Here is a 13,273-nt window from a genome sequence, read left to right on the forward strand (position 1 = left end):
CGCCGCGGAGTCAGACGGGGCAGGATATGCGGCATGGGCGTGCCTGGCGAGGGGTTGGCGAAGGGGCTGGCGGTCACCCTCAAGACGATGACCCGCCGTTCCCACACACGGCAGTACCCGGACGTCGAGCCTGACCTGCCCCCGCGCTCGCGGGGCGTGATCGCGCTGCTCGAAGAGAACTGCACGGTCTGCATGCTGTGCGCCCGCGAGTGCCCCGACTGGTGCATCTACATCGACTCGCACAAGGAAGAGGTCGTGGTGCCCGGCGCGGCCCGGGCTCGGCAGCGCAACGTGCTCGACCGCTTCGACATCGACTTCTCGCTGTGCATGTACTGCGGCATCTGTATCGAGGCGTGCCCTTTCGACGCCCTGTACTGGACACCCGAGTTCGAGTACGCCGAGTACGACATCCGCGACCTGCTGCACGACAAGAGCCGCCTCGGCGAGTGGATGGCCACCGTGCCGCCGCCGCCACCGCACGACCCCAACGGCGAGCCCTCCAAGGAGGAGACGGCCGCCGTCAAGAAGGCGGCACCGAGGTGACCGCCGCTGACGTGTTGCTGCTCGGGCTCGGTGCCGTGGCGGTGGGCTCCGGGCTGCTCGTGGTCACCACGAGACATCTGGTGCGCGCCGGCCTGTACCTGGTGGTGTGCCTGGGGGCGGTGGCCGGCCTGTACCTGGTGTTGACCGCCGAGCTGGTCGCCTGGGTCCAGGTGCTGATCTACGTCGGTGCCGTCGTGGTGCTGCTGCTCTTCGCGGTGATGTTGACCCGGGCGCCGATCGGGGCGTCCGACGACCTCGACCGGCCCGGCTGGCCGGCGCTCCTGGTCGGAGGCGGCGCGGGGCTGGGCCTGGCGGCGCTGCTGGTCGACGCGTTCCGGTGGACCAAGGTCGACCTGCCCGAGGCCGGCACCGCTGAGCGGCTCGGCACCGAGATCTTCCGCTCCTGGGTGCTGCCGTTCGAGGTGCTGTCCGTGCTGCTCCTGGCGGCGCTGGTCGGGGCCATCGTCGTGTCCCGCCCCGACATAGGGACACGAGAATGAGGCCCGTCATCCCGTACGTCACCGCCGCGCTGCTGTTCGGCCTCGGCGTGTACGGCGTGCTCCGCCGCCGAAACGCGGTGCTCGTGCTGATGTCGGTCGAGCTGATGCTCAACGCCGTCAACCTCATCCTGATCACCGCCGACACCACGGTCCGGGCCGCGCTGCCGCAGACCGGGCAGGTGTTCGCGCTCTTCGTGATCGTGATCGCGGCCGCCGAGGTGGGAGTGGGGCTGGCGATCGTCCTCCAGCTCTACCGCCTCCGGGCGACCGTCGCGGTCGACGACGTACCCCTAGAAAAGGTCGACGCATGAGTGGGGTCGGGTTCGCGCTGCCGGCCGTGCCCTTCGCCGTGGCGCTGATCGGCCTCCTCCTGCCCCTACGAGCCCGCGCGGTGGCGGCCGCCCTCGCGGTGGCCGGTGCGGCGGTGGCGCTCGCGCTGGCGATCTGGGTGCTGGCCGCCGTGGGCGACGGGCACGAGAGCAGCCGGGAGTGGGTCGACTTCGGCGGGCTCGCGGTGACGCTCGGCGTCCGCCTCGATCAGGCGTCCGCGCTGGTGGCGGTCGCGGTGGGCGTGGTGGCGCTGGCCGTACAGGTCTACTCGATCACGTACCTGCGTGACGACGACCGGTACGCCCCGTACGCCGCCCAGGTCAGCCTCTTCACCGCGGCGATGCTGCTGGTCGTGGTCGCCGGCGACCTGATGATGCTCATGGTCGGCTGGGAGGTCATGGGCATCTGCTCGTACCTGCTCATCGGCCACGACCGGCGCCTGCCCGAAGCGCCCGCGGCGGCGGTCAAGGCGTTCCTCGTCACCCGGGTCGGCGACGTCGGGTTCCTGCTCGGCATCGCGGTACTCGGCGTATCGGCCGGCAGCTTCCGCATCGCCGACGTGCTGGCCGCCGACCTGAGCGGCACCACCGTGACGGTCTCCTGCCTGCTGCTGCTCGCCGGGGTGGCGGGCAAGAGCGCGCAGTTCCCCCTGCACACCTGGCTGCCCGACGCGATGGCCGGCCCCACGCCGATCTCCGCGCTCATCCACGCGGCCACGATGGTCGCGGCCGGCATATACGTGGTCGTCCGGCTGTACCCGCTGTTCCTCTCCTCCGGCGCGGCGCTCGCCGTGCTCGGCGTGATGGCGGCCGTCACCCTGCTGATCGGCGCGCTGACGGCGACCGCGCAAGACGACATCAAGCGGGTGCTGGCCTGGTCGACGGTCTCGCAGATCGGGTACATGGCTGGCGCGCTCGCGGTCGGCTCCACCTCGGCGGCGCTGTTCCACCTGCTCACGCACGCCGCGTTCAAGGCGCTGCTCTTCCTCGCGGCCGGCTGCGTGATCCACGCCGTCGGCAGCAACCTGATGTCCGCGATGGGTGGGCTGCGGCGCGACATGCCGGTGACGTTCTGGTCGTTCGCGATCGGGCTCGGCGCGCTCGCTGGGCTGCCGCCGCTCGCCGGCTTCTGGAGCAAGGAAGGGATCATCGCGGTCGCGCGGCACCCTGAAGGGCCGGCGCCCGCGTGGGTGGGCTGGCTGGTGCTCATCGCCGCTCTGGTGGGCGTGGCGGTCACCGCGTGGTACGCGACCCGCCTACTGCGCCGCACCTTCCTCGGGGTGAAACACACATCGACCGCGCACGATCCGCCGCCGCTCATGCGGTGGCCGGTGGTCGTGCTGGCCGTGCCGAGCGCCCTGCTCGGGCTCGCGGCCTTCCTGCCGGCGTTCCGCGACGCGCTCGGCCTCGACGACGTGCACATCGACGCGTGGCTGCTGCTCCCGGTCGCGCTGCTCGCGCTGGGCGTCGCGCTCGGCTGGCGCGACCTGCCCGCCGTCCCGGCCTTCGCCCGCGCGTTCTGGCTCGACGAGGTCCAGCACGCTCTCGTCGTACGTCCGGCACGCGCCCTCGCCGCGGTGGTCCGGCGCGCCGACGAGTCCCTGGTAGACGGAGCGGTCGAAGGCACCGCGACCGGTACCGTGACCCTTGCCCGGCGCGTCGCCGGCGCCCACCGGTCCGCACTCCCGAGGGCCGCCACCGCGGTCCTGGCGGCCGCTGTCCTCCTCGCGGCGGTAGGAGCCTTCCTGTGAACGCGCTGCTCATCGTGGTGCTCGCCGTGCCGGCCGCCGGTGCGGCAGCCGCCGCGCTGCTTCCCGACCGCGTGGGGCGCATCGCCGGCACGGTCGCGGCGGCCGTCGCCCTGCTCGCCAGCCTGCCGCTGTACCGGGACTCGTGGTTCTCGTACGGGCCGGCCGGGGTGCGGCCCTGGCACGAGGTCGACTACTCCTGGGTACCGGCGCTCAACCTGCACTTCCACCTGGGCGTCGACGGTGTCTCGTACCCCCTTGTCGTGCTCACCGCCCTGCTGACGTTGCTGTGCTGCGGGTTCACGCTGTGGCGGGCCCCCGAGCCGGGCCGCGGCAACACGCTCGTCGCGCTGCTGCTGGTGATCGAGGTCGGCATCCTGGGCACGTTCCTGGCGCTCGACCTGGTGCTCTTCTTCGTGTTCTTCGAGGTCGTGCTGCTGCCGATGTACGCGGTCATCGCCGTCTGGGGCGACCGCGACCGGGCGCACGCCGCGCGCAAGTTCGTGCTCTACACGCTCTTCGGCTCGGTGCTGCTGCTGGTCGGCGTGTTCACGGTGGTGGCGAGCGCGGGCACCGCCGACATCGTGGCGCTCACGGGAGGCGGCGAGCTGTCGCGCACCACCCAGCTCGTGGCGTTCACGCTGCTGGCGATCGGGTTCGCGGTGAAGAGTCCGCTGTGGCCGCTGCACACGTGGCTGCCCGACGCGCACACCCAGGCACCCACGGTCGGCAGCGTGATACTGGCCGGCGTGCTGCTGAAGATGGGCACGTACGGCCTGATCCGGGTCGCCGTCGGGGTGGCCCCCGAGGGCGCACGCTGGGCCGCGCCGGTGCTCGGTGTGCTGGCCGTCGCCGCGATCATCATCGGCTCGCTGGTCTGCCTGGCGCAGACCGAGCTGAAGCGCCTGATCGCATACTCCAGCGTCGGCCACATGGGCTTCGTCCTGCTCGGCATCGCCACGCTGACCGCCACCGGCATCCAGGCAGCCCTCATCGGCAACGTCGCGCACGGCGTCATCACCGGCCTGCTCTTCTTCCTGGCCGGCGCCATCAAGGAACGCGCGCACACCGGCGACCTCGCCCAGCTCGGCGGCCTCCGCGAGACCGCGCCCCGGCTGGCGGGCGTGCTCGGCTTCGCGGCGATCGCGTCGCTTGGCCTGCCGGGGCTGGCCGGGTTCTGGGGTGAGGCGTTCGCCGTGGTCGCCGCGATCGACCGTGGCGGACCACTGTGGACGACCCTCGGCGTGGTGGCGGCGGTGGGTGGCGCGCTGACCGCCGCGTACTTCCTGCGCCTGCTCCGCCGCGTCACACACGGCCCGGCGATCGGTTCGCTCGCCCCACCGACCCTGGCACCCGTCGAGGTGGCCGCCTGGGCGCCGCTCGTGGTGCTCGCGCTCGCCGTGGGGCTGGTGCCCGGCCTCGTACTAGGAATGGCCGACGGCCCCGTGCAGGCCCTCTTGGAGGCGCTGCCATGACCCTGGAATTCCACGCTCGCCTCCGCTCGCGGGGATCACGCGCCCCGAAGCCTCCCGGTAGCCGCAAGTCGCTGCGCTCCCTCCGCTTTGTGGCGGCTGCGGGAGGCGGCGCATGACCCAGCAGGTCGACCACGTTGCACTGCTGCCGGCGTATCTGGCGGCCGGCACCGCCGTACTGGCGCTGCTCGCGGATCTGTTCGTAGGGCGACGCGGGGTGGTTTTCGCGTCGGCGGCCCTGGGTGCGGCGGCGACCGCCGCGGGCGCCGTGATCGTGGGCCGGGGCGACGACCGGGCGACGTTCTGCGCGGGCGACGCGTGCTCGTTCCTGTCGACCGACAGGTCGGCGCTGGTGGCGGCCCTGTTCGCGCTGCTCACGCTCGGTGTGCTGGGCATCTCGGCCGCGACCCGCGACATCCCGCCGGGGGAGTACGCCTTCCTCCTAGCCTGCTCGATGACCGGCGGCGTGGTCCTCGGCTCGGCCGGCGACCTGATCACGTTGATCGTGGCGCTGGAGACCCTGACCCTGCCCCTCTACGTGCTGGTGGGCCTGCGGCGGCGCACAGTGGCGAGCGCCGAGGGCGCGGTCACCTTCTTCGTGGTGAGCGTCGTGGCGACCGCCGTGACTCTGCTCGGCGCCGCCCTCCTCTACGCGGTCGCGGGCCGGGTGCACTTCAGCACCCTCGCCACCGGCGACCTGCCCGACCTCCCGCTGACCAGCGTGGCGGTGGTGCTCATCCTCGCCGGGCTCGCGTTCAAGGTCGCGGCGGTGCCGTTCCACGCGTGGGCCCCCGCCGCGTACGACGGCGCCCCGGTCCCCATCGCCGCCTACCTGTCGACCGCCTCGAAGCTGGGCGGCATCATCGCCATCCTGTACGCCGTGGTCGACGGGCTGCGCCCCGCACTCGACAAGTCCGGTCCGGCGCTGGCGGTGCTCGCCGTGCTGACCATGACCGTTGGCAACCTGGTCGCCCTGCGGCAGACCCGGATGGTGCGCCTGCTGGCCTGGTCGTCGGTGGCGCAGGCCGGGTACATCCTGGCGCCGCTGGGCGCGTTCATGCTGGCCGACGGCCGCGCCGAGCTGGGCACGGCGGTCGCGGCGACGCTCGCGTACACCGTCTTCTACGTGGTGCTGGAGCTCGCCGCCTTCGGCGCGGTGGTCGCGCTGCGGCCGGGCGACGACGGCGGGACGCTGGAGGAGTACCGCGGCGCCGCCCGGCAGCGGCCCTGGGTGGGCGCGGCGCTGGTGCTCGCGCTCATCGGCCTCGCCGGGCTGCCGCCCGGATTGGCCGGCCTTTTCGCGAAGGTCGCGGTCGTGCGATCACTGCTGGAAGGCGGTGCCGGCTGGCTCGCGGTCGTCGTCGCACTCAATGCCGTGGTCGGTTTGGCCTATTATGTACGTGTTTCCGCACTCCTCTACGCTCCGGTGATCCGTGCCACTCCGCCTCGCGTGCCGTGGCCGGTCGTCACCACGCTCGCCGCCGTCACATTGATCGTGGTGATCGTCGGATTCGCCCCTCAACTAGTGCTCGACGCGGTTAACAGCTAACTCTCAGCTACGCGCGGAAGATCAGAGGGGTACCCGGTTGTTTGAAGGGGTACCGGAGCCCACAGGCTTCGCGTGCTGAAGGAGTGATCGTGCACAGCTTCCGGAACGGTCTCAAGACGGCCGCTCTGCTCGGCCTGCTATCCGCATTCGTGCTGGCCGTCGGCTACTGGTTCGGCGGCACCTCTGGTCTGGTCATCGCGCTGTTCGTCGCGCTGGCCATGAACGGCATCAGCTACTTCTTCTCCGACAAGATCGCACTGCGCTCGATGCGGGCCCAACCGGTCAGCGAGGCGCAGTTCCCCGCGCTGTACCAGATGGTCCGTGAGCTGGCCACCGAGGCCGGGCAGCCAATGCCCCGCCTCTACGTGAGCCCGACGCCACAGCCCAACGCGTTCGCCACGGGACGCAACCCGCGCAACGCCGCGGTCTGCGTCACCCAGGGCATCACCGAGATCCTCGACTACCGCGAGCTGCGCGGCGTCATCGGTCACGAGCTGTCGCACGTCTACAACCGCGACATCCTGATCGCGAGCGTCGCCGGCGCGCTGGCGAGCATCATCACCGTGATCGCGCACATGGCGATCTTCCTGCCGTTCGGCGGCAGCGACGACGACGGCGTCAACCCGGCAGCCCTGCTGCTCATGCTGATTCTCGGCCCGCTGGCCGCCGGCGTGATCCAGATGGCGATCAGCCGGAGCCGCGAGTACCAGGCTGACGCGTCGGGCGCGAGCCTCACCCGTGACCCGCTGGCGCTGGCATCGGCGCTCCGGAAGATCCACTACGGCACCCAGAAGCTGCCGCTCCCGCCCGAGGGTCAGCTCGCCAGCCAGGCTCACCTGATGATCGCCAACCCGTTGAAGGGCGGCGGCCTGGCGGGCCTCTTCTCCACCCATCCGCCGATGGCCGAGCGCGTCCGCCGCTTGGAGCAGATGGCCGCCCAGTCCGGCCCCATCGAGTACCGCTAACAACCGCCCGCGCTCCGCGCCCCGCTTTGCGGGGCTCCGCGCGGTCCGCGGGCGCGCCGCGCTGGCCGCTCTTTCCGCCGATCAAGGGCGAACGCACGTGGTTTGATCACCGATCCGCGTGCGTTCGCCCTTGATCCATGCGGATGCCCTTGATCGGCGGATGGTGTGACGTCCGGCACCACGGCCTTCGTGCCGGCCAGGCTCTCTGGTTAGGGTCGAAGCGGCAGTTCGCTCATTACATGGGGAGGTTGGCTGTGGCGGCGCTGGGCCGTTACCTGGCGGTATGGCGGATTCCCGGCGCGCCGGTACTGCTCGTCGTGGGGATCATCGCTCGCCTAGGCATCGGCATGACCCCGCTCGCTCTCCTGCTCCTCGTCGAGGACCTCGCCGGCCGGTACACGCCCGCCGCCATCGCGGGCGGCATCTACGCCATCGCCGGCGCCGCGCTCAGCCCGGTCGCCGGGCGCGTCGCGGACCGGATCGGTCCGTCCCGGGTACTCCTTGCCACCGGTATCGCGCACCCGCTCGCCCTGATCGTGCTCCTGGCCGCCACGGCCGCCGAGGCGATGCCCCTGGTGTTCGCCGGCTCGGCGCTGGCCGGTGCGACGTACCCGCCGCTCACCGCCGCGATCCGCGGCGCCTGGAGCAGCCTGACCGACCCCGGCGGCGGCCGTCACCACCTGCGCGGCGCCGCCATGGCTGTGGAAACCTCGCTGTTCGAACTCGTGTTCGTGTTCGGCGCGCTACTGGTCGCCGGCTTCGTACTGGTAGCCAGCCCCGCCGCCGCGATCCTCGGCGTCGCCACCGTCACGCTCGGCGGCACCGTGGCCGTCGCTCGTGGCCGGGCGATGCGGGCCTGGCGCCGCCACCCGGACGAGGCCCAGACGCGAGGCCTCGGCCCGCTCCGCGTCGCCGGCTTTCCCGCCCTGCTCATCTGCGCCGCCGGCCTGGGCACCGCCTTCGGTGCGGCGGCCGTGACTGTACCCGCCTACGCCGCCGCCCACAGCACCGGCGACAGCCTCGGCGGCGTACTGCTCGCCGTGTGGGCGCTGGGCAGTGCGGTGGGTGGCATCTGGTTCGGCGTACTGCGTCCCGCCCGCAACCAGGCCCGGCAGTTCGCGCTCCTGCTCGGTGCGCTGGCGGCCACGTTTGCGGTGTTTCCGCTCATGCCCAGCCCGATCGCACTAGGCCTGGCACTCGCGGTGGGCGGCGCCACGATCGCGCCGGCCCTCACCGTCGAGAACAACATGGTCGGCCGGATCGCCCCGCCCAGCATGCTGAACGAGGCGTACACCTGGATGGTGACCGTGGCCGTGGCGTTCAGCGCGGTCGGCGGCTCCGTCGCGGGCGTGATCGTCGACCAGCCCGGTGGAGTGCCGTGGGCGTTCATCTTCGCGGGCGCGGCGGTGGGCGCCGCTGCCATCGTGACCGCGATGCCATCCGGCGGTATCGCCCGCGCGGACGCCCTCGCCACCGCCCGCCTCGACCAGGCGCTGGCCGCTACCGGTAGTTCGTGAACTGGAGTGCGACCCCGAAGTCTTCCTGCTTCAGCAGCGTGATGACCGCCTGCAGGTCGTCCTTCTTCTTGCCGGTCACCCGCAACTGGTCACCCTGGATCTGCGCCTGAACGCCCTTCGGGCCCTCGTCGCGGATCTTCTTGGTGATCGCCTTGGCCTTCTCCTGGTTGATGCCCTGGAGGACCGTGCAGTCGATCTTGTACGTCCTGCCGGAGCTACGCGGCTCGCCGGACTCCAGGGACTTGAGCGAGATGTTCCGCTTGACCAGCTTCTCCTTGAAGACCTCCAGAGCCGCCTTGACGCGGTCTTCGGTCTCCGCCTGCAGGCTCACGCCTTCCTCGCCTGACCAGGAGATCTGGGCACCCGTGCCGCGGAAGTCGAAGCGAGTGGAGAGCTCCTTCTCCGTCTGGTGGAGCGCGTTGTCGATCTCCTGCCGGTCGACCTTGCTAACGATGTCGAACGACGGGTTCGCTGCCATGATTCATGCTCCTGCTACGTGGCGTCCGTGGGTCTCTGGTGTCCGACCGTACCCGTTTGCAGGGCACCCCGGTGCACCCGCTATCCTTGCTTCCGCTGCCGCGAACGATGCGGCGGCACGCCCTAGGCGGGTTGCCCGAGCGGCCAATGGGAGCGGACTGTAAATCCGTCGCGAAAGCTACAGAGGTTCGAATCCTCTACCCGCCACAGGCTCTCCGATCGGCCCCTGACCAGCGTTGATGCTGGCAGGGGCCGATCTTGTTGTGTCCCGCTATCCGCCGGGCGCTCTCGGTGACAACGTCTGTCCACAGGCGACACGCCTGCGCTGGTCAGGCACGGCCCTTGCGAGTCTGCGCGACCCGCCACCCATCAGCAGCGCCGCTCGATCAAGGAAGATTGCGTTGATCAAGGGCAAATGCACGCGAAAAAGAGATCCAACCACGTGCGTTTGCCCTTGATCGGCGCGCCAGGCGCGCCGCGCGGGGCGGGGTGCGCGGGGCGGGGTGCCGCGCTGCGCGGCGCGGCGGGGAGTGGGTATGGGTGTCGATGGACCTAGGGGTGCTGGTGTCGGTGGGGGTGATCATGGGGGGTGAAGAAAAGAAGTGGTAGACAAACCAGACGAACAGCAAACATCGCCACTACCGCATAAAGCGCTTCCTATCGCCTCTATTGACTCCTCGCAAAACCGGGAAAACCGAACTTTTCTCAAGTGTTGTGCCTGGTCAGCGTGTTCCTGGTGGTGCCAGAAGTGAGCCGTGACTTAAAACTAAGCCAAGGTTGCGGTCAGCCTTTCAGTCAGGATTTTGCGTACTGTGGTGCCAACGGGCGGATGAGTGTGTGTCTCGCCGCCTGGATGTGGCACGATCAGGGGAACCTCTCACTGACCCGTCATATTTGGTCATCCCCCGACAGGAGCGATTCGATGCGCGCAGGCAGACTGGGCCGACTCGCCGGCTTGGTTCTGGCGCTGGCCGCTGTGGTTGTCGTCTCCACCGTGGGCTCCGGCGGTTTCACCACCATGGACTGGGACTGGGGCGCAGTGTGGACCGTGCCAGGTGTTGACGGTGGTTCCGGGGCGGGAGCCGGCAGCATCTTCGGGCTCTGAGTCATGGCCCAACGGCAGCGCGTCGGGCGCCGTTCGGCCAACCAGGCTTGGCTGATCACGGGCCCGCTGGTAGTTCTCGCGACGATCTGGGCAACAGCGATCGGGTTGGTCGACGGCCAACCGGCCGGAGCGTGGGCTGACGCTGGTCTCATCCTGGGCGTCTTCGTGGCCGCCGAGGTCGCGGTCTTCCACTTCGTGGTGCGCCGCCAGGGATACTTCATCACGATCAACGAGATCCCTCTGACGCTCGCGTTCTTCTACCTGCCGACGCTGATGGTGGTGTTCGTCTTCACGGTCGGCGCGATCATCACGCAGTTGCGTCGCCACAGCGCGCCGGTGAAGGCGGGATTCAACGTCGCGAAGACCGCCGCGGCGACGTCGCTCGCAGGCTTGGTGCTGCTGGCATTCCCCCCGATGGAGGGGGTGGGGCCGGGCACCTGGGGCATCCTCTTCGCGGCCGTGAGCACGAGCACCCTGGTTACGTTGGCCGCGGTGGCCGGCGTGCACACGCTGGTACAGGGGACGCAGGCGGGCATCGAGGTCTTGCGCACCGCCGGGATCGGGCTGATCACAGCGGCGATCAACGTGGTGGTCGGCCTGACGATCGTGATCGTCCTATCTGTGACGCTGTGGGCAGCGTTGTTGCTGGCCGCACTCGCCGTCGTGCTGGTGCTGGTCTACCGGTCATATGCGCGGTTCCTGCGCCAGCACAGGATGCTCTCCGATCTGTACGACCTGACCCGGGCGATCAGCGAGGCGCCTCAGGGCGGGTCGCTCGCCGACGCGCTGCTGGGTCGCGTGCGCGCCATGATGCAGGCCGAGTACGCGACGCTGTGGCTGCCCGCGCAGGGGCGGCACCCGGAGGTGTTGCTCTCCGCACGCGTCGATGATTCCGGACTCCTCGACATCGCGCCGGCGCCCGCAGAAGTGCGGGCCCTGGTAAGGAAGGATGGCGGCCAGACGGTCGCTCTCGGCGCCCGGCTCGGTGGCGACGAAGGCTTGCGACAGACGCTCCGCGAGGCGCGGGTCAAGGATGTCATCATCACGCCGCTGCGCTCTGGCCGGGCGGTCGTGGGCAGTCTCGAAGTGGTCAACCGGATGGGCGACCTCGGCCAGTTCACGAGCGGCGACGTGCGGATGCTCGAGACGATCGCCGCTCACACCGGTGTCGCGGTGGAAAACTCGCGGCTCGTCGACCGGTTGCGCTACGACGCCTACCACGACGGCCTCACCGCCCTCGCCAACCGCCGGCGCATCACCGAAGCGCTGGAAGAGTCGGTCGCGGTGCGCGCGCCCGGCGAGGTGGTCGCGGTACTGCTCTTCGACATCGACCGGCTGCGCGACGTCAACGAGTCACTCGGGCACGCCGCCGGCGACAAGCTGCTCGCCGAGGTGGCCAGCCGGCTGCGCCGGCACGCTCCGCCGGCCGCCCTGGTGGGACGCGTCGGTGGCGACGAGTTCGTGGTCAACCTGCGGGCCGAGAGCGCCGAGGCGGCCACCGACCTGGCCATCCAACTGCGCGAGCAGGTCCGCGATCCCATGGTGTTCGGCGCGCTGACGCTCGACGTCGACATGGCCATCGGTGTCGCCGTCCATCCTGATCACGGAAGCGACCCCGCGACGCTGCTGCAGCGTGCCGACGTGGCCGCGACGTCCGCCAAGGCCATGCCCGGTGGAGTCCAGCTTTTCAGCGCGGGCTTGGAGTCGCGGTCGGTGCGCCGCCTGGAGCTCGCCGGCGACCTGCGCCGGGCGCTCGACAACGACGATCTCGAGGTGTACTTCCAGCCGAAGGTGCTGCTGACCGACCGCCGCCTGGTGGGTGTCGAGTGCCTCGCACGGTGGGAGCACCCCGCGCATGGCGCGGTGGCGCCGGAAGACTTCGTCGCCGTCGCGGAGCACACCGGCCAGCTCGGCCGGCTCACCGAAGCGGTGCTCAGGGAAGGGCTACGGCGCTGCCGAGACTGGGCCGACGCCGACCGCCCGCTCTCCGTCGCGGTCAACCTTTCTCCTCGTACTCTCATCGACCCGGGCTTCCCGGCGCGGGTGGAGGCCCTTCTGGGCGAGTACGGGGTGGCACCCGAGCAGGTCACCTTCGAAATCAAGGAAGACAGCGTCGTCGGGCCGACCGAGCGCCCGATGCCCACCTTGCGCCGGCTGCGCGACCTGGGCGTACGGCTCTCGGTCGACGACTTCGGCACCGGGTACTCGTCACTGTCCTATCTGCGCCGCCTGCCAGTACACGAGGTGAAGATCGACCGGACCTTCGTGCAGGGCATGGCGACCGACCCCGGCGACCTGGCGATCGTGCGGGCCGTGGTGGCGCTGTCGCTGCAGTTCGGGCTGACCGTGGTGGCCGAGGGCGTCGAGAGTGAGCTGACGCTGGAGCTGCTCAAGGAGATGGGCTGCGAGGTCGGGCAGGGCTTCCTCTTCAGCCGTCCGCTGCCGTACGAGCGGCTGGAGGCGTGGTTCGGTGCGCGTACCGAATCGGAGCCCACGCCGCTCGGCGAGGTCCGCCGTCTGCGGGCCGTGACTTAGGTCCAGACGTAAGCCTCGACACGGCCTATCCGATTTCCTGTCGCGGAGGCTGCCGTGTACTCTTACCCCTGCGCACGCGCCCCCTTAGCTCAGTCGGCAGAGCGTCTCCATGGTAAGGAGAAGGTCTACGGTTCGATTCCGTAAGGGGGCTCAGCGGGTCACCTTGGGCCCAACGCGGCGGTGTAGCTCAGATGGCAGAGCAAGCGGCTCATAATCGCTGTGTCGCCGGTTCAAGTCCGGCCACCGCTACGCACGAGACGGGCGCCGGTTGGCGCCCACTTTGCGTGTCCGGGTACTCTCGTACGCCGGTAGGTTAGTCCGTTAGCGAGGAAGGCACTCCGCCGTGGCCAAGGCGACCGACGTCCGTCCCAAGATCACTATGGCGTGTGTGGAGTGCAAGGAGCGCAACTACATCACGCGCAAGAACCGTCGCAACGACCCGGACCGCATCGAGCTGAAGAAGTTCTGCCCGCGTTGCGGCAAGCACACCGCACACCGCGAGACTCGATAGGTTGAAAGGGCCTGCTGCCGGT

The 13,273-nt window shown here is 70.2% G+C and carries 12 protein-coding genes and 3 tRNA genes; 14 read left to right on the top strand and 1 reads right to left on the bottom strand.

The genetic code is table 11. The features are described 5' to 3' along the window. The first annotated feature begins 33 nt into the window (after positions 1-33). The 8 genes from QMG73_RS15750 to QMG73_RS15785 all read left to right on the top strand — a co-directional run bounded on the left by QMG73_RS15750 (position 34) and on the right by QMG73_RS15785 (position 8,623). Positions 34-543: a NuoI/complex I 23 kDa subunit family protein gene (locus tag QMG73_RS15750; protein WP_281896150.1), complete on the top strand. Its 510-nt coding sequence runs from the start codon at positions 34-36 to the stop codon at positions 541-543. Continuing rightward, on the top strand, positions 540-1,043 hold the full coding sequence (locus QMG73_RS15755; protein WP_281896153.1) for an NADH-quinone oxidoreductase subunit J family protein: 504 nt from the start codon (positions 540-542) through the stop codon (positions 1,041-1,043). The genes QMG73_RS15750 and QMG73_RS15755 overlap by 4 nt, the downstream gene beginning before the upstream one ends. Beyond that, positions 1,040-1,354, top strand: a complete 315-nt coding sequence (gene nuoK, locus QMG73_RS15760) for an NADH-quinone oxidoreductase subunit NuoK (RefSeq protein WP_281896155.1) — start codon at positions 1,040-1,042, stop codon at positions 1,352-1,354. The genes QMG73_RS15755 and nuoK overlap by 4 nt, the downstream gene beginning before the upstream one ends. Beyond that, on the top strand, positions 1,351-3,123 hold the full coding sequence (locus QMG73_RS15765) for an NADH-quinone oxidoreductase subunit 5 family protein (protein ID WP_281896158.1): 1,773 nt from the start codon (positions 1,351-1,353) through the stop codon (positions 3,121-3,123). Before nuoK ends, QMG73_RS15765 begins: the two co-directional genes overlap by 4 nt. Then, on the top strand, positions 3,120-4,595 hold the full coding sequence (locus tag QMG73_RS15770) for a complex I subunit 4 family protein (RefSeq protein ID WP_281896159.1): 1,476 nt from the start codon (positions 3,120-3,122) through the stop codon (positions 4,593-4,595). Before QMG73_RS15765 ends, QMG73_RS15770 begins: the two co-directional genes overlap by 4 nt. Positions 4,596-4,707: 112 nt before the next feature. Beyond that, positions 4,708-6,141: an NADH-quinone oxidoreductase subunit N gene (locus tag QMG73_RS15775; protein ID WP_281896160.1), complete on the top strand. Its 1,434-nt coding sequence runs from the start codon at positions 4,708-4,710 to the stop codon at positions 6,139-6,141. Between the two features lie 89 nt (positions 6,142-6,230). Continuing rightward, positions 6,231-7,106, top strand: coding sequence for a zinc metalloprotease HtpX (gene htpX / locus QMG73_RS15780; protein ID WP_281896163.1), 876 nt, complete (start codon positions 6,231-6,233; stop codon positions 7,104-7,106). A 239-nt stretch (positions 7,107-7,345) separates the two neighbouring features. Beyond that, the gene (locus tag QMG73_RS15785; RefSeq protein ID WP_309299480.1) at positions 7,346-8,623 is read left to right on the top strand and encodes an MFS transporter; all 1,278 of its coding nucleotides are present in this window, start codon (positions 7,346-7,348) and stop codon (positions 8,621-8,623) included. Here the strand turns inward: QMG73_RS15785 and QMG73_RS15790 are convergent. Beyond that, entirely contained in the window at positions 8,607-9,101 is a 495-nt protein-coding gene (locus QMG73_RS15790; protein ID WP_281896165.1) for a YajQ family cyclic di-GMP-binding protein, read from the bottom strand. The two genes, QMG73_RS15785 and QMG73_RS15790, sit on opposite strands and share 17 nt — an antisense overlap. A gap of 125 nt (positions 9,102-9,226) precedes the next feature. Between QMG73_RS15790 and QMG73_RS15795 the strand changes: the two genes are divergently transcribed. From QMG73_RS15795 to rpmG, 6 genes are all read left to right on the top strand, one after another. Then, positions 9,227-9,307 (top strand) — tRNA-Tyr (locus QMG73_RS15795). Between the two features lie 715 nt (positions 9,308-10,022). Next, positions 10,023-10,205 (top strand): hypothetical protein, encoded by a 183-nt coding sequence (locus QMG73_RS15800; RefSeq protein WP_281896167.1) that lies wholly within the window; start codon positions 10,023-10,025, stop codon positions 10,203-10,205. Positions 10,206-10,208: 3 nt separating this feature from the next. Beyond that, the gene (locus QMG73_RS15805; protein ID WP_281896168.1) at positions 10,209-12,740 is read left to right on the top strand and encodes a putative bifunctional diguanylate cyclase/phosphodiesterase; all 2,532 of its coding nucleotides are present in this window, start codon (positions 10,209-10,211) and stop codon (positions 12,738-12,740) included. 78 nt (positions 12,741-12,818) lie between these two features. Next, positions 12,819-12,891 (top strand) — tRNA-Thr (locus tag QMG73_RS15810). Positions 12,892-12,916: 25 nt separating this feature from the next. After that, a tRNA-Met gene (locus QMG73_RS15815) sits at positions 12,917-12,989 on the top strand. Positions 12,990-13,083: 94 nt separating this feature from the next. Further along, entirely contained in the window at positions 13,084-13,251 is a 168-nt protein-coding gene (gene rpmG, locus QMG73_RS15820) for a 50S ribosomal protein L33 (protein ID WP_167925014.1), read from the top strand. Positions 13,252-13,273 lie beyond the last annotated feature (22 nt).

Source organism: Phytohabitans aurantiacus (assembly GCF_027923225.1).
Taxonomy (GTDB): Bacteria; Actinomycetota; Actinomycetes; order Mycobacteriales; family Micromonosporaceae; genus Phytohabitans; species Phytohabitans aurantiacus.

Bases quoted from the DNA above. Each gene is read 5' to 3' on its own strand.
- QMG73_RS15805 (WP_281896168.1), top strand. From the start codon at position 10,209: ATGGCCCAACGGCAGCGCGTCGGGCGCCGTTCGGCCAACCAGGCTTGG.
- QMG73_RS15750 (WP_281896150.1), top strand. From the start codon at position 34: ATGGGCGTGCCTGGCGAGGGGTTGGCGAAGGGGCTGGCGGTCACCCTC.
- nuoK (WP_281896155.1), top strand. From the start codon at position 1,040: ATGAGGCCCGTCATCCCGTACGTCACCGCCGCGCTGCTGTTCGGCCTC.
- QMG73_RS15785 (WP_309299480.1), top strand. From the start codon at position 7,346: ATGGGGAGGTTGGCTGTGGCGGCGCTGGGCCGTTACCTGGCGGTATGG.
- QMG73_RS15775 (WP_281896160.1), top strand. From the start codon at position 4,708: ATGACCCAGCAGGTCGACCACGTTGCACTGCTGCCGGCGTATCTGGCG.
- QMG73_RS15765 (WP_281896158.1), top strand. From the start codon at position 1,351: ATGAGTGGGGTCGGGTTCGCGCTGCCGGCCGTGCCCTTCGCCGTGGCG.
- QMG73_RS15800 (WP_281896167.1), top strand. From the start codon at position 10,023: ATGCGCGCAGGCAGACTGGGCCGACTCGCCGGCTTGGTTCTGGCGCTG.
- QMG73_RS15790 (WP_281896165.1), bottom strand. From the start codon at position 9,101: ATGGCAGCGAACCCGTCGTTCGACATCGTTAGCAAGGTCGACCGGCAG.